Origin of the sequence: Kitasatospora sp. NPDC028055 (assembly GCF_040637885.1) — a bacterium.
Taxonomy (GTDB): Bacteria; Actinomycetota; Actinomycetes; order Streptomycetales; family Streptomycetaceae; genus Kitasatospora.
This window is the reverse complement of sequence record NZ_JBEZXE010000002.1, coordinates 480,039-500,276: the sequence shown is the minus strand read 5'-3', so window position 1 is coordinate 500,276 and position 20,238 is coordinate 480,039. Positions and strand designations below refer to the sequence as shown.

The following is a 20,238-nucleotide window of genomic DNA, read 5'->3' as shown; positions in this document are numbered from 1 at the left end:
CACGAGACGTGAGCAACATCCCCGAGACCGGCCGTACCCGGCGGGTGACGATCCGTCTGGTGGTGCTGCAGATCCTGGTGCTGTCGCTGCTCGCCACCCTGGGCGGACGGCTCTGGTACCTGCAGATCCGCAACGCCAAGGAGTACACCGCCAAGGCGACCGGCAACCACATCCGCGAGGTGGTCGAACCGGCCGTCCGCGGCGAGATCCTGGACGCCTCCGGGCGGATCCTGGCCGGCAACGAGACCCGGCTGGTGGTCTCCGTCAGCCGCACCTCGCTGCTCCAGCAGAAGGACGGCGGCAAGGGGGTGCTCGGCCGGCTCGCCGACGTGCTCGGGATGCCCGCCAAGGACGTCCAGGAGAAGGTCCGGCTCTGCGACGCCAAGACCCCGCAGCCCTGCTGGAACGGTTCTCCCTACCAGCCGATCCCGGTCACCAAGGAGGCGACCACCCAGCAGGCGATGCAGATAATGGAGCGCCGCGAGGACTTCCCCGGGGTCACCGCGCAGCCCACCGCCGTACGCCGCTACACCGGCGCCGAGGGTGCCAACATGGCCCAGGTGCTCGGCTACCTCTCGCCGGTCACCGACGACGAGGTCAGCAAGACCGCCGACAAGAGCGGCCTGGACCGCTACCTGCCGGCCGACCAGATCGGCCGGGCCGGCCTGGAGTCGGTGTACGACCGCGACCTGCGCGGCACCGCCGGCATCACCAAGCTGGAGGTCGACAACCTCGGCCGGGTGATCGGCACCGCCGGCACCGTCGCCCCGCAGACCGGCAACAACCTGGTCACCAGCATCGACGCCCGGGTGCAGAAGGTCGTCGAGGACAACCTGGCGCAGGCCATGGCCGACGCCCGGAACACCTTCGACAAGGTCACCAACCGCAACTACGAGGCCGACTCCGGCGCCGCCGTCGTGATGGACGTGCACACCGGCCGGATCGTCGCGATGGCCAGCGCCCCGACCTACGACCCCAACCTCTGGGTGGGCGGCATCAGCGGCAAGGACTACCAGTCGCTGACCAGCAAGGACTCCAACTTCCCGCTGCTGAACCGGGCCATACAGGGTCAGTCCGCCCCCGGCTCGACCTTCAAGGTCGTCTCCACCACCGCCGCCGTGCAGGCCGGCTACTCGCTGGACGGCAGCTACCCGTGCCCCAAGAGCCTCACCATCGGCGGGCGCGAGTTCAAGAACTTCGAGAGCGAGAACTTCGGCTCCATCTCCCTGGAGAAGGCGCTGGAGGTCTCCTGCGACACCGTCTTCTACGGCCTGGCGTACGACCAGTGGATGAAGGACGGCGGCATCAAGCCGAAGAACCCGGGCGACTGGTTCTTCAAGACCGCCCACGAGTTCGGCCTCGGCGCCAAGACCGGCATCGACCTGCCGGCCGAGGTCCCCGGCCGGGTGCCGGACCGGCAGTGGAAGCAGTCCTTCTACGACAACAACAAGGACGCCTGGTGCGCCCAGGCGCAGAAGGGCGGCAACAGCTTCTCGGACCAGATCGCCCGGGAGAACTGCGTCGACGGCTACCAGATGCGCGCCGGTGACGCCGTCAACTTCGCGATCGGCCAGGGCGACACCCTGGTCACCCCGGTCCAGATGGCCCGGATCTACTCGGCGCTGGCCAACGGCGGCACCTTCTACCGGCCGACCATCGCCAAGGCGGTGATAAGCCCGGGCGGGGACCTCGTCCGCGACATCGCCCCGCACGAGGACGCCAAGTTCCCCGGCGACCAGAAGCTGCTCAGCTACATCGACCAGGCCACCGCCGGCGTCATCACCAGCGGCACCGCCGCCTGGAAGTTCGCCGGGGCCGGCTGGCCGCAGAACAAGATCGAGCTGCACGCCAAGACCGGCACCGCCGAGGTCGAGGGCAAGCAGACCACCTCCTGGCTGACCACGTACAGCAAGGACTACGCCGTCGTCATGACGATCAGCCAGGGCGGCACCGGCTCCGGCGGCTCCGGCGACGCCGTGCGCCGGATCTACCAGGCGCTGTACGGGGTGGACGACAAGGGCAACATCGACAACAGCAAGGCGCTGCTGCCCACGCCGCAGGGCCAGCTGCCGAAGTTCAACCCGGACGGCACCGCGATCATCAAGCCGGCCTCGTACGACGCCGGTGCGGCCCAGGGGGCCTCCAGCGCGCAGCTCGCCCCGGTCGCCCCGGCCGCACCGCTCACCCCGGCCGTAGCGGCTGTAGCGGCCGGTCACGCCGCCCCGGCGCAGGCGGACGCCGCCCCGGCGGCGGCCTTCCTCGACCCGGCACCCCCGGCCGACAGCCCGGCGTCGTACACCGCGGCCGCCGCGGCCCTCGAACCGAACCGCCCGGGAAGGGGACGGGCATGACCTCCTACGGCTCGTACCGGCAGCTGCGGCTGACCCCGCAGCGCAGCGGGGTCTCCAAGGCCCTGGCCAAGGACTCCCCGCTCTGGCGGCTGGACTGGATACTGCTGTTGGCGGGCCTCGCCCTCTCGCTCGTCGGCTCACTGCTGGTCTGGTCGGCCACCCGCGGCCGCGACAACCTCACCCACGGGGACCCGCAGTACTTCCTCTACCGGCACCTGACGAACTTCGTGATCGGCCTGGTGCTGTGCGCCGTGGTGATAGCGATAGGAGCCCGGCGGGTCCGCACCCTGGTGCCCTTCGTCTACGTCGGCGTGATCCTGCTGCTGCTGGCGACGCTCAGCCCGATCGGCTCGACCGTCAACGGCGCCCACTCGTGGATCCAGCTCGGCGGCGGCTTCTCCGTCCAGCCGGCCGAGTTCGCGAAGGTCGCCATCCTGCTGGCGATGGCCGTTGTGCTGTCGGACCAGGTCGACGCGGGGGAGCGGGAGTTCCCCTCGCACCGGGCGGTGTTCCGGGGCCTGATCTGGGCCTGCCTGCCGATGGGCCTGGTGCTGCTGATGCCGGACGCCGGGTCGGTCATGGTGATGTCCGCGGTCGTGCTCGGCATCCTGCTCGGCTCCGGCGCCGCCAACCGCTGGGTGCTCGGCATCCTGGCGCTCGGCGTCAGCGGGAGCATCGCGATCTGGAAGCTCGGGCTGCTCAGCCAGTACCAGATCGACCGCTTCGCCGCCTTCGCCAACCCCCAGCTCGACCCCAACGGGGTCGGCTACAACACCGCCCAGGCCCGGATCGCGATCGGCTCGGGCGGGCTGACCGGCAAGGGGCTGTTCCACGGCACCCAGACCATCGGGCAGTTCGTGCCGGAGCAGCAGACCGACTTCGTGTTCACCGTCGCCGGTGAGGAGCTGGGGTTCGTCGGGGCACTGGCGATCATCGCGCTGGTCGGCGTGATCCTCTGGCGGGCCTGCCGGATCGCCCGCCAGGCCACCGACCTGTACGGGACGATCGTGGCGGCCGGGATCATCGCCTGGTTCTCCTTCCAGGCCTTCGAGAACATCGGGATGTGCCTGGGCATCATGCCGGTCGCGGGCATCCCGCTGCCCTTCGTCTCCTACGGCGGCTCCTCGATGTTCGCGGTCTGGATCGGCATCGGGCTGCTCCAGGCGGTGCGCAGCCAGCGGCCGATAGCGGCCTGAGCCGTCGGCTCGCTGGGGCTGTCGGCTCCCGAGGGCCGTCGGCTCCCCAGGGCCGTCGGTCCAGGGCCGGTCCGGATCCTTCCGGGCCGGCCCTTCGCCTTGCCGGGAGCTGGAGTTGACTCTGCGTCAGGTGGCTTGCAGCAGGCAGTCGGCGGCGGCCAGGACCGCCCGGGTCTGGTGGGCCAGCTGCTCCTGGACCGGCACCCAACGGGCACCGAAGCGGTGCCGCAGCCGGTCCAGGCTGTCCGCGACGACGGCGCGGGCGCGCTCCCGGGTGGCCTCGGCGGCCGGGCCGCGGGCGTCGGCGAGCAGCCGCAGCAGGATCGAGGCGACCCGCAGCGGCAGCCGGGCGGCGACCAGCCCGGCCGTGGTCGCCCGGGCGGCGCTCAGCGGGCCGGGGCACCAGAGCTCCAGCCACTCGGCGGCCATCCGCGGGGCCACCGCCAGGTTGAACTCGGCGGTGCGCACCAGCGGGCCGTACGCCTCCCGGGCCTGGTCCGGGACACGGGCGAGCAGCGCGTCCAGCTGCTCGGTGCGCAGGGTGAGCTCGTGGGCCGCCTCGCCGACGGCCCGCGGCCCGGCCGGATGGATCCGGGCGTCGCCGACCGCGTCCACGGCCCACATCGGGACCTCCAGGACGGCGGTCACCCCGCCGTACCGGGCCGCGTACGACCAGGTGGACAGCTCGGGTTCGTCCGGCAGCGCCCGGGGGGTGCCGGTGCTGCCGGGCGGCGGCATCAGATAGGTGCCGGGGTCAGGGCTGGACCAGCCGACGGCGTCGTAGGAGTCCACGTCGAGCGGGATGCCGGCCCGGTCCGCGGAGCGGGCGAAGCGCTCGGCCAGGCCGGGCACCGGGCCGGTCAGCTGGACGAAGGCACCGCCGAAGTCCACTCCGTGCAGCGAGCACTGCAGGAACGGGCGCAGCTCGTCGATCAGCCCGGTCAGGGCCAGGCTCTCCGGCATCGGCGGGCGGCCGGAGCCGGGGGCGGGCAGCAGTTCCGGCTGCTCCTCGAAGGCGGGGCGGAAGAAGTGCTCGTAGTGGCGGCGCATGGTGAGCGGGCCGTCCAGCCAGCCGGCGTTGAGGGCGGCGCCGTCCGGGTCCAGGCAGAGCAGCAGGTGCCAGGACAGGCCGGGCCGGGCGGGGCGCTCCAGCAGCACCTCGGCCAGCCGGACGGCGGCGGCGGTGCCGATCGGCTCGTTCGGGTGCGGGCCGCCGACCACCAGGGCGGCGCGCGGCCCGCGGTCCACCGAGAGCAGCAGCAGCGGGCGCCCGGCCCGGGAGCGGCCCACCTCGCGCAGCCGGCAGCGGTCGGGGTGGCGCAGGGCGAGGCGGCGGGCCGCGCTCTCGGCCTGGGCCGCGGTGGGGTAGCGGGCCGGCCGGGCGTCGGGGGCGCGCAGGGCCAGGGGCCGGACCCGCCGACCGGTGTCGGTCATGGTTCTCCTTGCGACCGGTCGCACGGCCGCCGGGGCGCGCGGGCGTGCCGCGCCGCCGGACGCGGCCTGCGGGCCGGGGGACGGGCTCCGCGGGGCCTGGGGAGGGGGCCGCGCGGGGACGGGGGAGGGCGTGCTGGGGCGAGCGGGCCGCCGGGGAGTCGGCGTTGGCCGAGCGTACGACCCAACTCCCGTCTCCGGAAGGGGTACAGGGCCTTGGGCAGGGCCCTGTCAGTACCGCACGGGCGTTCCGGGCGTGTCAACGGCGGACCGGGCCGGGCGGCGGGCGCGCACCGCGCGTGCCGGGGCGGTCACCGCTGGGCGCCGACCGCGCCGGGGCGCACCGGCGGGCAACCGCCCCGGGCGGGTCGTTCCCCGGATTGGGCTACCCTTGAGGGTCACCCCTCCCGTGCCGACTCGCGGCACCGAATCACGTCGTAAGGGTTCCTAGTACATGACTGTCGAATCGGTCTTCCCACGCCTGGAGGCCCTCCTCCCGCACGTCCAGAAGCCGATCCAGTACGTCGGCGGCGAGCTCAACTCGACCGTCAAGGACTGGGACGCCTGCGACGTCCGCTGGGCGCTGATGTACCCCGACGCCTACGAGGTCGGGCTGCCCAACCAGGGCGTCATGATCCTCTACGAGGTGCTGAACGAGCGCGAGGGCGTGCTGGCCGAGCGCACCTACAGCGTCTGGCCGGACCTCGAGGCCCTGATGCGTGAGCACCGGGTGCCGCAGTTCACGGTGGACGCCCACCGCCCGGTCAAGGCCTTCGACGTGTTCGGGCTGTCGTTCTCCACCGAGCTCGGCTACACCAACATGCTGACCGCGCTCGACCTGGCCGGCATCCCGCTGGAGGCCAAGGACCGCACCGACGAGGACCCGATCGTCCTGGCCGGCGGCCACGCGGCGTTCAACCCGGAGCCGATCGCGGACTTCCTGGACTGCGCGGTGATCGGCGACGGCGAGCAGGCCGTCCTCGACATCACGGAGATCATCCGCGCCTGGAAGGCCGAGGGCCGCCCGGGCGGGCGCGACGAGCTGCTGCTGCGCCTGGCGCGCACCGGCGGGGTGTACGTGCCGAAGTTCTACGACGTGGAGTACCTGGCCGACGGCCGGATCGCCCGTGTCGTGCCGAATGCCCCGGGCGTGCCGTGGCGGGTGTCCAAGCACACCGTGATGGACCTGGACGAGTGGCCGTACCCCAAGCAGCCGCTGGTCCCGCTCGCGGAGACGGTGCACGAGCGGATGTCCGTGGAGATCTTCCGCGGCTGCACCCGCGGCTGCCGCTTCTGCCAGGCCGGCATGATCACGCGCCCCGTGCGGGAGCGAAGCATCACCGGCATCGGCGAGATGGTCGAGCGTGGGCTCAAGGCGACCGGCTTCGAGGAGGTCGGCCTGCTGTCGCTGTCCAGCGCCGACCACACCGAGATCGGTGACATCGCCAAGGGGCTGGCCGACCGCTACACCGAGGACAAGATCGGCCTGTCGCTGCCGTCCACCCGCGTCGACGCCTTCAACATCGACCTCGCCAACGAGCTGTCCCGCAACGGGCGCCGCTCGGGCCTCACCTTCGCCCCCGAGGGCGGCAGCGAGCGCATGCGCAAGGTGATCAACAAGATGGTGTCGGAGGAGGACCTGATCCGCACCGTCGCCACCGCCTACGGCAACGGCTGGCGCCAGGTGAAGCTGTACTTCATGTGCGGCCTGCCGACCGAGACCGACGAGGACGTGCTCCAGATCGGCGAGATGGCGAAGAACGTCATCCAGAAGGGCCGCGAGGTCACCGGCCAGAACGACATCCGCTGCACCGTCTCCATCGGCGGGTTCGTGCCCAAGCCGCACACCCCGTTCCAGTGGGCCCCGCAGCTGTCCGCCGAGGCCACCGACGCCCGCCTGGCCAAGCTGCGCGACTCCATCCGCGGCGACCGCAAGTACGGCAAGAACATCGGCTACCGCTACCACGACGGCAAGCCCGGCATCGTCGAGGGCCTGCTCTCCCGCGGCGACCGCCGGATCGGCGCGGTCATCCGCGCGGTCTACGAGGACGGCGGCCGCTTCGACGGCTGGCGCGAGTACTTCTCGTACGACCGCTGGATGCTCGCCGCCGAGAAGGGCCTGGCCGGCACCGGCGTCGACGTCGACTGGTACACCACCCGCGAGCGCTCCTACGAGGAGGTGCTGCCCTGGGACCACCTGGACAGCGGCCTCGACAAGGACTGGCTGTGGGAGGACTGGCAGGACGCCCTGGAGGAGGTCGAGGTCGACGACTGCCGCTGGACGCCGTGCTTCGACTGCGGCGTGTGCCCGCAGATGGACACCCAGATCCAGATCGGCCCCACCGGCAAGAAGCTGCTGCCGCTGACGGTCGTCAACAAGTAGTCGGGGCAGGGCGCTCGACCCCCGGCCGGAGTGGTCCGGGCGGGGGTCGGTGGTGGGCGGCTGACCAGGGGCGGAGCGAGCGGGGCGGCGGGGCGCGTACCCTTTGGGGTGACAGAGTCCGGACAGTGGCGGGTTTGCGCCGCGCCGGACGGGGAGAACTGACTAAGGACTGAGCGACCCTGGCACGCCGTACGCCCGACGGTCCGCCGCCCGCGCCGACGGTGCAGCGGATTCGTCTCCGCTACACCAAGCGCGGCCGGCTCCGCTTCACCAGCCACCGTGACTTCCAGCGCGCCTTCGAGCGCGCCCTGCGCCGGTCCGCCGTTCCGATGGCCTACTCGGCGGGCTTCACCCCGCACCCGAAGGTGTCCTACGCCAACGCCGCCCCGACCGGGGTGGCGAGCGAGGCGGAGTACCTGGAGATCGGCCTGGCCGCCGTGCGCGACCCGGAGCAGCTGCGGGCGCAGCTGGACGAGTCGCTGCCGGACGGACTGGACGTGACCGACGCGGTCGAGGTGCGCACGCCCAACTTCGTGGAGCGCCTGGAGGCCTCCGAGTGGCTGGTGCGCCTGGACGGTGTCGAGCCGGCCGAGGCCGCCGAGGCGGTCCGCGTGTTCCTGGCCGAGGAGAAGGTCGAGGTCGAGCGCCGGACCAAGAACGGCGTGCGGGTTTTCGACGCGCGCGGTGCGGTGGCGGCGCTCGAAGCCGTCGAGCCGCAGGTCGACGGCGGTGCGGACACGGCGGTCGGAACCGGCCGCGATGTTCGGACGGGCCGTCCCTGTGCGATACTGCGCCTGGTAGTACGACACGCCACACCCGCCGTACGACCCGACGACGTATTGTCCGGTCTCCGTGCGACGGCCGACCTGGCGCCGCCGGTCCCCGCAGAGGTGACCAGGCTGGCGCAGGGGCCGCTCGACGAGGAGTCCGGCACGGTGACCGACCCGCTGGCGCTCGACCGCGCCGCGGCCCCGGCCGGCTGAGAAACGGCCGGCGGGCCGCGCGCTACCGCGTCCGCCTAGGGGGCGGAGGCCGGGTCCAGTGCCTCACTGGACCCGACGGTCCTCCAGGGTTGCCGCGGCTCCCCAGGGGAGCGAGCGTCGTCGCAGCACAGGCCGGCCACTCGGGGCCCGCCGACCAGGACGGTCGGTGGGCTCGGGACCCCGTCCGGGAGCCACCCGGGGTTGGGGGACGGCTCAGCTTGGGAAAAACTCAGAAGACTGGTCAGACCAGAAGACTTTCGACACCCCGCGCAACGCGGGGCGCCGAGCGAGACTACGAGCCCCTGTGCGGCCTCGCGTCCGCACGGCGGCACCGTCAAAGGGTCCGGCCCGAGCATCCTCGCGATGCCGGCCGCCCACTGGTGCCGTGCCGTGCCCGGATGCGGAGCCCGGGGGCCTGACGGGAGATCCACCCGCATGCTCGATAACACCGACCCGCAGCAGGCTGCGGCCACGGAACAGAACGAAACCGCCGCGACCGGTGGTGAGGGCGCGTCCGCCGCGCCGCCGCGCCGTCGTCGCCGCGCGGTGTCCCGCCCGGCGGGCACCCCGCAGGGTGCGGCCGCCGAGACGGCCGAGACGGTCGTCCCGGCCGAGCCGACGGTCGTCCCGGCCGCTGCGGCCGAGGCGCCCGTCGAGGCGGCCCCGGTGGCCGAGAAGCCGGTCCGGGCCCGCCGGACCCGCAAGCGCGCCGAGGCCCCGGCCGGCGCTCCGGAGGAGACCGCGATCGTGGTCACCGCACCGGAGGCCGAGGGGACGAAGGCCCAGGAGAAGGCCGCCGAGCCGGTGGCCGAGGAGAAGGCGGAGAAGCCCGTTCGGGCCCGTCGGACCCGCAAGAAGGCCGAGGCCCCGGTCGAGGAGCCGGTGGCCGAGGCCGCCGCCCCCGCCCCGGTGGCCGAGCCGGTCGCCGAGCCGGTGGCCGAGGAGGCCCCGGCCGCTCCGGCCCGCCGCCCGCGCCGCCGTCGCGTGGTCGAGGCCGCGCCGGTGGTCGAGGCCCCGGTGGAGGAGCCGGTGGCCGAGGAGCCCGCCGTCGAGGAGGAGCCCGCCGAGGAGGAGGCCGTCGAGGCCGTCACCGAGGCCCCGGCCGCCGCCGAGCCGGTTGCCGATCCCGCCCCGGCCGTCGAGGCCGAGCCGCACCACCGGGTGCGCCGCCGCGCCGTCCGCCCGGCCACCGCGGTCTTCCAGGCCCCGGTGTTCCAGGAGCCCGCCCCCTACGTCGCGCCCGCCGCGCAGCCGCAGCCGCAGCCGCAGCAGACCGCCGCCGCCCCGGCGTCGGTCGAGGCCCCGGCCGTCGAGGCCGAGCGCCAGGACGAGGACGAGTACGAGTACAGCGGTGTCGGCCGCCGCCGCCGGGTGCGCACCCGGGTCGAGCCGAACCGCCGCAAGCCGGCCGCCGAGGCGCCGGCCAAGGCCGCTCAGGCCAAGGCGGCCCCGGCCAAGGCCGCCCCGGTGAAGGCCGCTCCGGTCGAGGTTCCGGCCGTCGAGGAGCCCGTCGCGGAGGCCCCCGTCGCCGGTCCGGAGAACGAGGACGAGTGGGAGGACGGCCGTCCGTCCCGCCGCCGCCGTCGGGGCGGCCGTCGCCGCCGCCGTGGCGAGGCCGAGGACTTCGAGGCCGCCGAGGCCGTCGAGACCGAGCAGCCCGCCGCCGAGGAGCCGGCCCGGGCCGTCGTCGAGGAGGACGAGGAGGACGAGGACGACCTGGCCGCCGGCCTGTCCTCGTCGCGTCGCCGTCGCCGCCGTCGCCGCCGCAGCGGTGAGACCGGCGCCGTCGAGACCGCCGAGACCACCGAGGACGGCGTCCGCACGGTGGTGAAGGTGCGCGAGCCGCGCCGCCGCTCCACCGAGCCGTCGTTCGACCCGGACGAGGTGCAGTCCATCAAGGGCTCCACCCGTCTGGAGGCGAAGAAGCAGCGCCGCCGCGAGGGCCGCGAGCTGGGCCGCCGCCGGGTGCCGATCATCACCGAGGCCGAGTTCCTGGCCCGCCGGGAGTCGGTCGAGCGCGTCATGGTGGTGCGCCAGAACGGCCTGCGCACCCAGATCGGCGTGCTGGAGGACGGCGTGCTGGTCGAGCACTACGTCAACAAGGAGCAGGCCACCTCGTACGTCGGCAACGTCTACCTGGGCAAGGTCCAGAACGTGCTGCCGTCCATGGAGGCCGCGTTCGTCGACATCGGCAAGGGCCGCAACGCGGTGCTGTACGCCGGTGAGGTCAACTTCGGTGCGCTGGGCCACGGCGGCCCGCGCCGGATCGAGTCGGTGCTCAAGTCCGGCCAGTCCGTGCTGGTGCAGGTCTCCAAGGACCCGATCGGCCACAAGGGCGCCCGCCTGACCAGCCAGATCTCGCTGCCCGGCCGCTACCTGGTGTACGTGCCCGAGGGCTCGATGACCGGCATCTCGCGCAAGCTGCCCGAGAACGAGCGCGCCCGCCTCAAGCAGATCCTCAAGAAGATCGTCCCGGACGACGCGGGCGTGATCGTGCGCACCGCCGCCGAGGGCGCCTCCGAGGACGAGCTGACCCGCGACGTCCAGCGCCTCCAGCAGCAGTGGGAGGACATCCAGAAGAAGGCCGCGACCGGCAACGCCCCGGCGCTGCTGTACGGCGAGCCGGACATGACCGTCCGGGTCGTCCGCGACATCTTCAACGAGGACTTCACCAAGGTCATCGTCTCCGGCGACGAGGCGTGGCAGACCATCCACGAGTACGTCTCCAACGTGGCCCCGGACCTCGCCGAGCGGCTCCAGCGGTGGACCTCCGAGGTGGACGTGTTCGCCACCTACCGGATCGACGAGCAGCTGATGAAGGCGCTGGACCGCAAGGTCTGGCTGCCCAGCGGCGGTTCGCTGGTGATCGACCGCACCGAGGCGATGGTCGTCATCGACGTCAACACCGGGAAGTTCGTCGGCCAGGGCGGCAACCTGGAGGAGACGGTCACCCGGAACAACATCGAGGCGGCCGAGGAGATCGTGCGCCAGCTGCGGCTGCGCGACCTCGGCGGCATCATCGTGATCGACTTCATCGACATGGTCCTGGAGTCCAACCGCGACTTGGTGCTGCGCCGACTGCTGGAGTGCCTGGGCCGCGACCGGACCAAGCACCAGGTGGCCGAGGTCACCTCGCTGGGCCTGGTCCAGATGACCCGCAAGCGGGTCGGCCAGGGCCTGCTGGAGTCCTTCTCCGAGGCCTGCGTGCACTGCAACGGCCGCGGCGTGATCGTGCACATGGAGCAGCCGAGCGCCCACGTCCACGCCCCGGCGGCCGCCGTCGAGGCGGGCTCGGGCAGCGGCAAGCGCCGTCGCCGGGGCAAGGGCGGTGCGGGCCACGAGGAGCCGCAGGCCGTCGAGGCCGGGTCGGTGGCCGAGGCCGTCGCCGAGGCGGTCGAGGAGCCGGCCGAGCCGGTGCGCGAGGAGATCGAGGGCCAGCTGGCCCTGGAGGTCCCGGGTGTCGAGGCGCCGGCCGTCGAGGCCCCGGCCGTCGGGACCGTGGTGGTCGAGACGCCGAAGGCCGTGGAGGCCCCGGCGGCCGAGGCCCCCGTTGCCGCTCCGGCCGGCCGTCCGCGCCGCCGCGCGGTGCGCAAGGCGACGGCTCCGGCCGGTGCCCCGCAGGCCGCCGAGATCGTCGTGCTGCAGGCGAAGGCCGACGCGGCTCTGGAGGCGGCCCTGGCCGCCGCCGCCCCGGCCGCCGAGCCGGTGGCCGAGGCCGCGGCCGAGCCCGTCGCGGAGGTGGCCCCGGAGGCCGCCGCCGGGACCGTCGCCGTGGAGGCCGAGGCCGTCGAGGCCCCGGCCGCGGAGGCCGCCGAGGCTCCCGCCGCGGAGGAGGCCCCCGTGGAGGAGGCCGCCGCCGAGGAGGCCCCGGCGCCGAAGAAGCGGGCCGCCCGCAAGACCGCCGCGAAGAAGACCGCCGCCAAGAAGACCACCACGGCGGCCAAGAAGACCACCGCCCGCAAGACCGCGACCAAGCGGACGAGCGCGGCGGCCAAGAAGGCCGCGGCCGCCGAGGGTGATACGGCGGCCGAGTAGTGCCCACGCCGGGGGCGGGAGTCCTTCCCGCCCCCGGCCGTACCGGCCGGTTTGCCCCCTGGGCGGCCGGTCCGTATTCTTGACCATCGGCGTGTCTACGCCGCGCTCCCGAGCACATCACCTCTCCGAGAGCACCGCGCCCCGTGCGCGCGCGTTCGGAGGGAGGCCCCTGTGTCCGTACCCAGGTGGCTGGCGTCGGGAGTTCCGACCGAGTTGGGAAAGTAGGTACCGCATGTACGCGATCGTTCGCGCAGGCGGCCGCCAGCACAAGGTCGCCGTCGGCGACGTGCTGGAGATCGACCGTATCGAGGCCAAGCCGGGTGACTCGGTGGAGCTCTCGACCATCCTGGTCGTCGACGGTGACGCCGTCACCTCCGACCCGTGGGTCCTGGCCGGCGTGAAGGCTCACGCCGAGGTGGTCGACCAGACCAAGGGCGACAAGATCGTCATCCTGCGCTACAAGAACAAGACCGGCTACCGCCGTCGTCAGGGTCACCGTCAGAAGCACACCGCGGTGCGCATCACCAGCATCGACTCGGTCAGCAAGTAAGGGGATAGCGAAAAATGGCACACAAGAAGGGCGCAAGCTCTACTCGTAACGGCCGTGACTCGAACGCCCAGCGCCTCGGCGTGAAGCGCTTCGGTGGCCAGGTCGTGTCGGCCGGCGAGATCCTCGTCCGCCAGCGTGGCACCCACTTCCACCCGGGTGCCGGTGTCGGCCGTGGTGGCGACGACACCCTGTTCGCGCTGACCGCCGGTGCGGTGCAGTTCGGCAACCGTCGCGGCCGCAAGGTCGTCAACATCGTGGCCGTCGAGGCCTGAGTCCGAACGGACTCCCGAGTCTGCTGAGGACTCACACTGAAGGGTGGGCCGGAATTCTCCGGTCCACCCTTCGCGCTTCACGTAGAAGAACCCTTCCCCGTACTGGAGGCACAACCATGACCACCTTCGTGGACCGCGTCGAACTGCACGTCGCCGCGGGTAACGGAGGCCACGGCTGCGCCTCCGTTCACCGTGAGAAGTTCAAGCCGCTCGGCGGACCGGACGGCGGGAACGGCGGTGAGGGCGGCAGTGTCATCCTGACCGTCGACGCCCAGGTCACCACCCTGCTCGAGTACCACCACTCGCCCAAGCGCAAGGCCACCAACGGCAAGCCGGGCGCGGGCGGCAACCGCACCGGCGCGGAGGGCGACGACCTCGTCCTGCTGGTGCCGGACGGCACCGTGGTGCTGGACCGCAAGGGCAACGTGCTCGCCGACCTGGTCGGCCACGGCACCAGCTTCGTCGCCGCCCAGGGCGGCCGCGGCGGCCTCGGCAACGCCGCGCTCGCCTCGGCCCGCCGCAAGGCCCCCGGCTTCGCGCTGCTCGGCGAGCCCGGCGAGTCCCGCGACATCGTGATGGAGCTCAAGTCCGTCGCCGACGTGGCCCTGGTCGGCTACCCGAGTGCCGGCAAGTCCTCGCTGATCTCGGTGCTCTCCGCCGCCAAGCCGAAGATCGCGGACTACCCGTTCACCACCCTCGTCCCCAACCTCGGCGTGGTCACCGCGGGTGACACCGTCTACACCATCGCCGACGTGCCCGGCCTGATCCCGGGCGCCAGCCAGGGCCGGGGCCTGGGCCTGGAGTTCCTGCGGCACGTCGAGCGCTGCTCGGTGCTGGTGCACGTGCTGGACTGCGCCACCCTGGAGCCCGGCCGCGACCCGCTGACCGACCTGGAGACCATCGAGGCCGAGCTCGCCGAGTACGGCGGTCTGGAGGACCGCCCGCGCCTGGTCGCGCTCAACAAGGTGGACGTCCCGGACGGCCAGGACATCGCCGACCTGACCCGCGCCTCGCTGGAGGAGCGCGGCTACCAGGTGTTCGAGGTCTCCGCCGCCTCCCGCAAGGGTCTGCGCGAGCTGAGCTTCGCGGTGGCGAAGATCGTCGCCGAGGCGCGTGCCGCCAAGCCGGTCGAGGAGTCCACCCGGATCGTGCTGCGGCCCACCGCCGTCGACGACGCGGGCTTCACCATCGAGGAGGAGGACGGCGCCTACCGCATCCGCGGCGTCAAGCCGGAGCGCTGGGTCCGCCAGACCGACTTCAGCAACGACGAGGCCGTCGGCTACCTGGCCGACCGGCTGGCCCGCCTCGGGGTCGAGGACCGGCTGTGGAAGGTCGGCGCGCACGAGGGCGACACCGTCATCATCGGCCCGGACGAGAACGCCGTCGTCTTCGACTGGGAGCCGACCATGGCCGCCGGCGCCGAGATGCTCGGCCGTCGTGGTGAGGACCACCGGATGGAGACCCAGCGCCCGGCGGTCGACCGCCGCCGCGAGAAGCAGAAGGGCCGGGACGCGGCCGAGGCCGAGTTCCTCGCCTTCGAGGCGCTCTCCAGCGGCCGGCAGGCCGCGATCGAGGACGACGAGGACCACTGAGTCGGCTCCTCGTCGAGGACCGCTGAGTCGGCCCCGCCGCGAAGCGGACGGCCCCGCCACCTGTCGAGGTGGCGGGGCCGTCCGCTTCGTTCTGCCATGACGCACCGTCACTTCGCCTGCGGGGCCTGGAAGTTGAGCAGCTCGGCCGGGTCCGGCCCGGTGGTCGGGGCGAGTCCAGCCGGTGAAACCCCCTGGGGACGACCTGCGGGGATCGCGTAGATTTCGGCCATGACGGCCGGGCCGGGCCCCGCCGCACCCGCACCACACCGGAAGGGCGTACAGCGAGATGAGCGAGGACTCACTGCGGGAGGAGGTGCTGACCGCACGGCGGATCGTGGTCAAGGTCGGCTCCTCCTCACTCACCACGGCGGCCGGCGGCCTGGACGCCGACCGGGTGGACGCCCTGGTGGACGCGCTCGCCAAGGTGCGCAGCCGCCCCGGGGCGCCCGAGGTGGTGCTCGTCTCCTCCGGCGCCATCGCCGCCGGGCTCGCCCCCCTCGGCCTGGACAAGCGGCCCAAGGACCTGGCCCGCCAGCAGGCCGCAGCGAGCGTCGGCCAGGGGCTGCTGGTCGCGCGGTACACCGCCTCCTTCGCCCGGTACGGCATCCGGGTCGGCCAGGTGCTGCTCACCGCCGAGGACGCCAGCCGCCGCGCCCACTACCGCAACGCCTACCGGACGCTGGACCAGCTGCTGGCGATGGGCGCGATGCCGATCGTCAACGAGAACGACACCGTCGCCACCGCCGAAATCAAGTTCGGGGACAACGACCGGCTGGCCGCACTGGTCGCCCACCTGGTCCGGGCCGACCTGCTGGTGCTGCTCTCCGACGTGGACGGCCTCTACGACGGCGACCCGTCCCGGCCCGGCACCAGCCGGATCGCCGAGGTGAGCGGCCCGCACGACCTCGACGGCATCCAGATCGGCAGCGCCGGCAAGGCGGGCGTCGGCACCGGCGGCATGGTCACCAAGGTGGAGGCGGCCCGGATCGCCACCGGTGCGGGCATCCCGGTGGTGCTCACCGCCGCCAGCCACGCCGCCGACGCGCTGGCCGGGCGGCCCACCGGCACGCTCTTCCGGCGCACCGGCAGCCGCACCTCCGACCGGATGCTCTGGTTGGCCCACGCCAGCAGCCCGCGCGGCGCCCTGCACCTGGACGCGGGCGCGGTCGAGGCGGTCGTCTCCGGCGGCGCCTCGCTGCTGCCCGCCGGGGTGACCAAGGTCGACGGGGAGTTCGCCGCGGGTGATCCGGTGGACCTTCTTGCCGAAAACGGCCACATCGTGGCTCGCGGACTGGTCAACTTTGATGCGAGGGAGTTGCCCCGCCTGCTCGGCCGGTCCACCCGCGACCTGGCCCAGGAGTTCGGCGCCGGGTACGAGCGGGAGGTCGTCCACCGCGACGACCTGGTCGTTCTGCACGGCTGACCGGCCGTACGGCCGGCGGCCGGACGGCGCAGCGCGGTCGGCGGGCCGCTCCGTACCGGGAGCGGCCCGGCCGCGGGCGAGGAGGGGCGCAGCCGTACCGGTCGGCCGGGGGCCGGCGGGCCGGTGCGGGACGACACGAGATCGCCGAACAGGAGGCCGCCGGTGGAACGCAGGCGCGAGGCAGCGCTGACCGGAGGGACGGCGGGCCGGCGGCTGACCAGCATCGACGGCGGACGCGGGGACGGCCCCGCCGAGCCGGCCGGTCCGCCGTCGCAGGGGTCCGGCGGGGTGCGCCGGCTGCGGCCGCAGCGCGCGCAGGCGGCGGATCCGCCCAGCGTGCCGGAGCAGGCCCGGCTGTGGCACGTGGTGCTGAGCGTGGCCGGGCAGACCACGCCGCTGTCCGCGCTGCGGGCCTCGCTGGAGCGGCTGGCGCACGACCACTCGTTCTTCCTGACCGCCCGCTACGCGGCCGACCACGCCGAGATCCGCTACTGGGAGCAGGCCCGGGACCTGCACGACGCGGCGGCGATAGCGCTGCGGCTGTGGGGCGAGCACAAGGCGACCGCGAGCCTGCCTCCGTGGGAGATCGTCGGGCTGGAGGTGGTCGACCGGGCGACGTACCACAAGCGGGTCGCCGAGGGCTTCGGCGATCCGCCGCCGCACCTGGGCGGGGTGCACCCGTACTGAGGGCGGGGCGCACCGCGTACCGAGGGCGGGGCGCTCCCCGTACTGAGGCGGGGCGCGCCGCGTATCGAGGGCGCGCGGAGCCGTCCGTGCGCCGTCTCACCCGGCGAAATGACGGCTCGGCGGAGCGGGTGCAGTCGCTACCCTTGCGGCATGACCAGCGACCTCGCCACCGCCGAAAGCCCCGTCCTCGCCGTAGCGCGCCGTGCCCGGGAGGCGGCCGCCGCGCTCGCCCCGCTGCCGCGCCGGGCCAAGGACGCCGCGCTGCTGGCGATCGCGGACGCGCTGGTCGCCCGCAGCGCCGAGATCGTCGAGGCCAACGCCGAGGACGTGGCCCGGGCCCGCGCGGCGGGGACGGCCGAGTCGGTGGTCGACCGGCTGAGCCTGACCGGCGAGCGGATCGCCGCGATCGCCTCGGACGTGCGGGACGTGGCCGGCCTGGCCGACCCGGTCGGCGAGGTGGTGCGCGGCTACACCCTGCCGAACGGCCTGGACGTGCGTCAGGTGCGGGTGCCGCTGGGCGTGGTCGGCATCATCTACGAGGCCCGGCCGAACGTCACCGTGGACGCCGCCGCGCTCTGCCTCAAGTCCGGCAACGCGGTGCTGCTGCGCGGCTCCGCCTCCGCCTACCGCTCCAACACCGCGCTGGTCGCCGTCCTGCGGGACGCCGTCGTCGCGGCCGGGCTGCCGGCCGACGTGATCCAGCTCGTTCCGGGGGAGAGCCGGGACTCGGTGCAGGAGCTGATGCGCGCCCGCGGCCTGGTCGACGTGCTGATCCCGCGCGGCGGCGCCTCGCTGATCCGCACCGTGGTCGAGGGTTCGACCGTCCCGGTGATCGAGACCGGCACCGGCAACTGCCACGTGTACGTGGACGCCCGGACCGACCTGGCGATGGCCGTCGGCATCCTGCTGAACTCCAAGGCGCAGCGGGTCAGCGTCTGCAACTCCGCCGAGACGCTGCTGGTGCACCAGGACGTCGCGGACGCCTTCCTGCCGCTCGCGCTGGCCGCCCTGGCCGAGGCCGGGGTGACGGTGCACGGTGACGAGGCGGTGCTCAAGGCCGCCGAGGGCACCGGCGTCACCGCGGTGCCCGCCACCGACGAGGACTGGGGCGCCGAGTACCTCTCGTACGACCTGGCGGCGGCCGTGGTGCCCTCGCTGGACGCGGCCGTGGAGCACATCCGCCGCTGGTCCTCGGGCCACACCGAGGCGATCGTCACCACCTCGCAGGCCGCCGCCCGCCGGTTCACCCAGTTGGTGGACTCGACCACGGTGGCCGTCAACGCCTCCACCCGGTTCACCGACGGCGGTGAGTTCGGCTTCGGCGCGGAGATCGGCATCTCCACCCAGAAGCTGCACGCCCGCGGCCCGATGGGCCTGCCGGAGCTGACCAGCACCAAGTACATCGTCACTGGTGACGGGCATGTCCGCGGCGAGGCGACGCAGACGGTGGGCGGGGGCGCGGACGCCGGGTGAGGGCGCCGCGCGGGGCGGTCGTCACACGTGTGACGGACCAACTGCCGGGAGCCACAGACAAATCGCCCGGCCGGTAATACGCTGAATCCGTGGCTGAGGATGTGGGGGGCTTGCCGTACCCCGACGGCGCCGACCACGGTGGTGCGGACGACGAGTTCGCCACCGTGGTCTTCGATGAGGCCTTCGTCCGGTCCGCCGCCGTGCACGAGCCGACCGCCAAGGAGCGGCAGCTCGCCGCCGCCGAGGCGCGGTTCGAGCCGGATTCCGCGGGACCGGGCTGGAGCTATGACGTGCCGGCCGGGGACGGGCTGCCGCTGGAGCTGCGCCCGTACCCGAGCGGACTCGACGAGGACCACCTCTACCCCGACCCCTGGTCGGGCCCGGGCCGGGCGGCCGGCCGCCAGGGCCGGCGCTGGGGTCGGCGCCACGACCCGGTGCGGGCCCGCGGGCGGTACGTGGCCCAGCAGCGCTGGCACCGGCCGGTGGCCTGGGTGCTGGCCGTGATCATGGGCGTGAGCCTGGTGGCGGTGGCGGTCGCGGCGGTCTACCAGGGCGTGGGCGGCTCCTCGGGGGCGCCCCGGCGCCCGGAGTCCGGCAGCAGCAGCCCGGGCGCGGACCCCCGGTCGGCGCCGGCCGAGCCGTCACTGGTGGCGTCGACCCCGTAGCGCGGCTCCGGGAAGTGTCCAGGGGCGCACGCCCCGGGGCGGTGGTCACGGAGCGTTCCCGGCAATCTGCGCCGGGGCCCTCGTGGCGGGCCCGGTGTGCGCCTACCCTGGTGCTATGGGTGACCCGCGCGAGCCTCCTGAGGGTACGCCCGAGGGCGGTTCCGGCAATGAGGACGAGTTCCGGTCCGTCGTCTTCGACGAGTCGTTCGTCCGGGCTGCCCGGATCCAGGAACTGTCCGCCCGGGAGCGGCTCGCGGGCTCCTTCGGCAAGGCCACCCGGGCCCGGGTGCGGCTCGGGCCGCTGGGCAGCGTGCCGCGTCAGGCGCTGGCCCTGCTGCTGCTCATCCTGCTGGCCTTCGGGGCCGCGGTGTACTTCGGGGTGAACTCGCCCAAGGGGATCCCGGCCCGGCCGGAGGGCAGTCAACTGACCGTCAGCCTGGTCGCGTTGAGCCCGGCTTCGGCCGTGCGCCCGGTCGCCGACCCGGCGCACCCGTTCGCCGCGCTGCCGCCCGGGTACGGCGACGGGGCGGCCGGACTGAACACCCCGAGCGGCGCGGGCACCGAGCATTTCAGCAAGGTCGAGGTGACCAAGGCCCTCGACACCGTGCAGCGCTACCTGGTCACCTCCTCGCTGACGCCGGCGGTGCTGGTCCAGGGCGCCACCACGGACGTGCGGGCCTTCGTCACGCCCGGTGAGCAGGCCCAGTTCGACGCGAGCGTCGCCCAGCCGGTGGACGACCGGCACCACGCGGTGACCGGCTGGATCGTCCGCTTCGACCCGGCGCAGGTCGCGCTGGCCTCCGACACCGTGAAGGTGGTCGGCGCGATGCGGGTCGACGAGTCGGACGGCGGGACGCTGCAGATCACCACCGACCACACCTTCGTCTACGCGTTGAAGCCCGCCGGGGCCCCGGCCGGCGCCCCGGTCACCCTGGAGACCGTGCGGCGCGAGCTGACCTTCCAGCTCGACCGGGTCGACCTGGGGCAGGCGCAGCTGCGGCTGGTGGACGCGGTGCTGCAGGCCGGCCCGGAGCCGTGCACCACCTCGATGGCGGGCTTCCTGCAGCCGGTGCTGGCCACCGCGCAGGGCACGGCGGTGGCCGCGCCGACGCCGGTCGACCCGGGTAACCACGCGCGGCCGGCCTGGCAGGTGTGCGGGGTGCTGGCCGGGAGCTGAGCGGGGGCGCAGGCTGGACG

General features: G+C 73.7%; 14 protein-coding genes. 13 read left to right on the top strand and 1 reads right to left on the bottom strand.

From position 1 onward, the window contains the following. Nucleotides 1–8: 8 nt before the first annotated feature. Nucleotides 9–2,351, top strand: coding sequence for a penicillin-binding protein 2 (mrdA, locus tag AB0F71_RS06150; protein WP_360228894.1), 2,343 nt, complete (start codon nt 9–11; stop codon nt 2,349–2,351). After that, on the top strand, nt 2,348–3,547 hold the full coding sequence (gene rodA, locus AB0F71_RS06145; RefSeq protein WP_360228891.1) for a rod shape-determining protein RodA: 1,200 nt from the start codon (nt 2,348–2,350) through the stop codon (nt 3,545–3,547). The genes mrdA and rodA overlap by 4 nt, the downstream gene beginning before the upstream one ends. Before the next feature lie 126 nt (nt 3,548–3,673). Here rodA and AB0F71_RS06140 read toward each other — a convergent pair whose 3' ends face one another. Next, nucleotides 3,674–4,981 carry a M14 family zinc carboxypeptidase gene (locus AB0F71_RS06140; protein WP_360228888.1) on the bottom strand — a complete coding sequence of 436 codons (1,308 nt, stop codon included), beginning with the start codon at nt 4,979–4,981 and terminating at the stop codon, nt 3,674–3,676. 451 nt (nt 4,982–5,432) lie between these two features. Between AB0F71_RS06140 and AB0F71_RS06135 the strand changes: the two genes are divergently transcribed. The 11 genes from AB0F71_RS06135 to AB0F71_RS06085 all read left to right on the top strand — a co-directional run bounded on the left by AB0F71_RS06135 (nt 5,433) and on the right by AB0F71_RS06085 (nt 20,218). Continuing rightward, nucleotides 5,433–7,361, top strand: a complete 1,929-nt coding sequence (locus AB0F71_RS06135) for a TIGR03960 family B12-binding radical SAM protein (protein ID WP_360228885.1) — start codon at nt 5,433–5,435, stop codon at nt 7,359–7,361. Nucleotides 7,362–7,582: 221 nt separating this feature from the next. Further along, nucleotides 7,583–8,344, top strand: coding sequence for a TIGR03936 family radical SAM-associated protein (locus AB0F71_RS06130; RefSeq protein WP_360228882.1), 762 nt, complete (start codon nt 7,583–7,585; stop codon nt 8,342–8,344). A 435-nt stretch (nt 8,345–8,779) separates the two neighbouring features. Next, entirely contained in the window at nt 8,780–12,379 is a 3,600-nt protein-coding gene (locus AB0F71_RS06125) for an Rne/Rng family ribonuclease (protein WP_360228879.1), read from the top strand. Nucleotides 12,380–12,611: 232 nt separating this feature from the next. Continuing rightward, entirely contained in the window at nt 12,612–12,929 is a 318-nt protein-coding gene (gene rplU / locus AB0F71_RS06120; RefSeq protein ID WP_030233759.1) for a 50S ribosomal protein L21, read from the top strand. Between the two features lie 14 nt (nt 12,930–12,943). Beyond that, on the top strand, nt 12,944–13,201 hold the full coding sequence (rpmA, locus tag AB0F71_RS06115) for a 50S ribosomal protein L27 (protein WP_030058248.1): 258 nt from the start codon (nt 12,944–12,946) through the stop codon (nt 13,199–13,201). Between the two features lie 116 nt (nt 13,202–13,317). Then, nucleotides 13,318–14,793 carry a GTPase ObgE gene (gene obgE / locus AB0F71_RS06110; RefSeq protein WP_360228876.1) on the top strand — a complete coding sequence of 492 codons (1,476 nt, stop codon included), beginning with the start codon at nt 13,318–13,320 and terminating at the stop codon, nt 14,791–14,793. 286 nt (nt 14,794–15,079) lie between these two features. Continuing rightward, nucleotides 15,080–16,216, top strand: coding sequence for a glutamate 5-kinase (gene proB, locus AB0F71_RS06105; protein WP_360228873.1), 1,137 nt, complete (start codon nt 15,080–15,082; stop codon nt 16,214–16,216). A 162-nt stretch (nt 16,217–16,378) separates the two neighbouring features. Next, nucleotides 16,379–16,903 (top strand): hypothetical protein, encoded by a 525-nt coding sequence (locus AB0F71_RS06100; RefSeq protein WP_360228870.1) that lies wholly within the window; start codon nt 16,379–16,381, stop codon nt 16,901–16,903. A 150-nt stretch (nt 16,904–17,053) separates the two neighbouring features. Then, nucleotides 17,054–18,376, top strand: coding sequence for a glutamate-5-semialdehyde dehydrogenase (locus AB0F71_RS06095; RefSeq protein ID WP_360228867.1), 1,323 nt, complete (start codon nt 17,054–17,056; stop codon nt 18,374–18,376). 89 nt (nt 18,377–18,465) lie between these two features. Further along, nucleotides 18,466–19,041: a hypothetical protein gene (locus tag AB0F71_RS06090; RefSeq protein ID WP_360228864.1), complete on the top strand. Its 576-nt coding sequence runs from the start codon at nt 18,466–18,468 to the stop codon at nt 19,039–19,041. Nucleotides 19,042–19,156: 115 nt separating this feature from the next. Continuing rightward, entirely contained in the window at nt 19,157–20,218 is a 1,062-nt protein-coding gene (locus AB0F71_RS06085) for a hypothetical protein (protein ID WP_360228861.1), read from the top strand. Nucleotides 20,219–20,238 lie beyond the last annotated feature (20 nt).

Excerpts from the sequence above, each read along its gene's own strand:
- rodA (WP_360228891.1), top strand. The coding sequence starts at position 2,348 with ATGACCTCCTACGGCTCGTACCGGCAGCTGCGGCTGACCCCGCAGCGC.
- AB0F71_RS06140 (WP_360228888.1), bottom strand. The coding sequence starts at position 4,981 with ATGACCGACACCGGTCGGCGGGTCCGGCCCCTGGCCCTGCGCGCCCCC.
- AB0F71_RS06135 (WP_360228885.1), top strand. The coding sequence starts at position 5,433 with ATGACTGTCGAATCGGTCTTCCCACGCCTGGAGGCCCTCCTCCCGCAC.
- AB0F71_RS06125 (WP_360228879.1), top strand. The coding sequence starts at position 8,780 with ATGCTCGATAACACCGACCCGCAGCAGGCTGCGGCCACGGAACAGAAC.
- rplU (WP_030233759.1), top strand. The coding sequence starts at position 12,612 with ATGTACGCGATCGTTCGCGCAGGCGGCCGCCAGCACAAGGTCGCCGTC.
- rpmA (WP_030058248.1), top strand. The coding sequence starts at position 12,944 with ATGGCACACAAGAAGGGCGCAAGCTCTACTCGTAACGGCCGTGACTCG.
- obgE (WP_360228876.1), top strand. The coding sequence starts at position 13,318 with ATGACCACCTTCGTGGACCGCGTCGAACTGCACGTCGCCGCGGGTAAC.
- proB (WP_360228873.1), top strand. The coding sequence starts at position 15,080 with ATGAGCGAGGACTCACTGCGGGAGGAGGTGCTGACCGCACGGCGGATC.
- AB0F71_RS06095 (WP_360228867.1), top strand. The coding sequence starts at position 17,054 with ATGACCAGCGACCTCGCCACCGCCGAAAGCCCCGTCCTCGCCGTAGCG.
- AB0F71_RS06085 (WP_360228861.1), top strand. The coding sequence starts at position 19,157 with ATGGGTGACCCGCGCGAGCCTCCTGAGGGTACGCCCGAGGGCGGTTCC.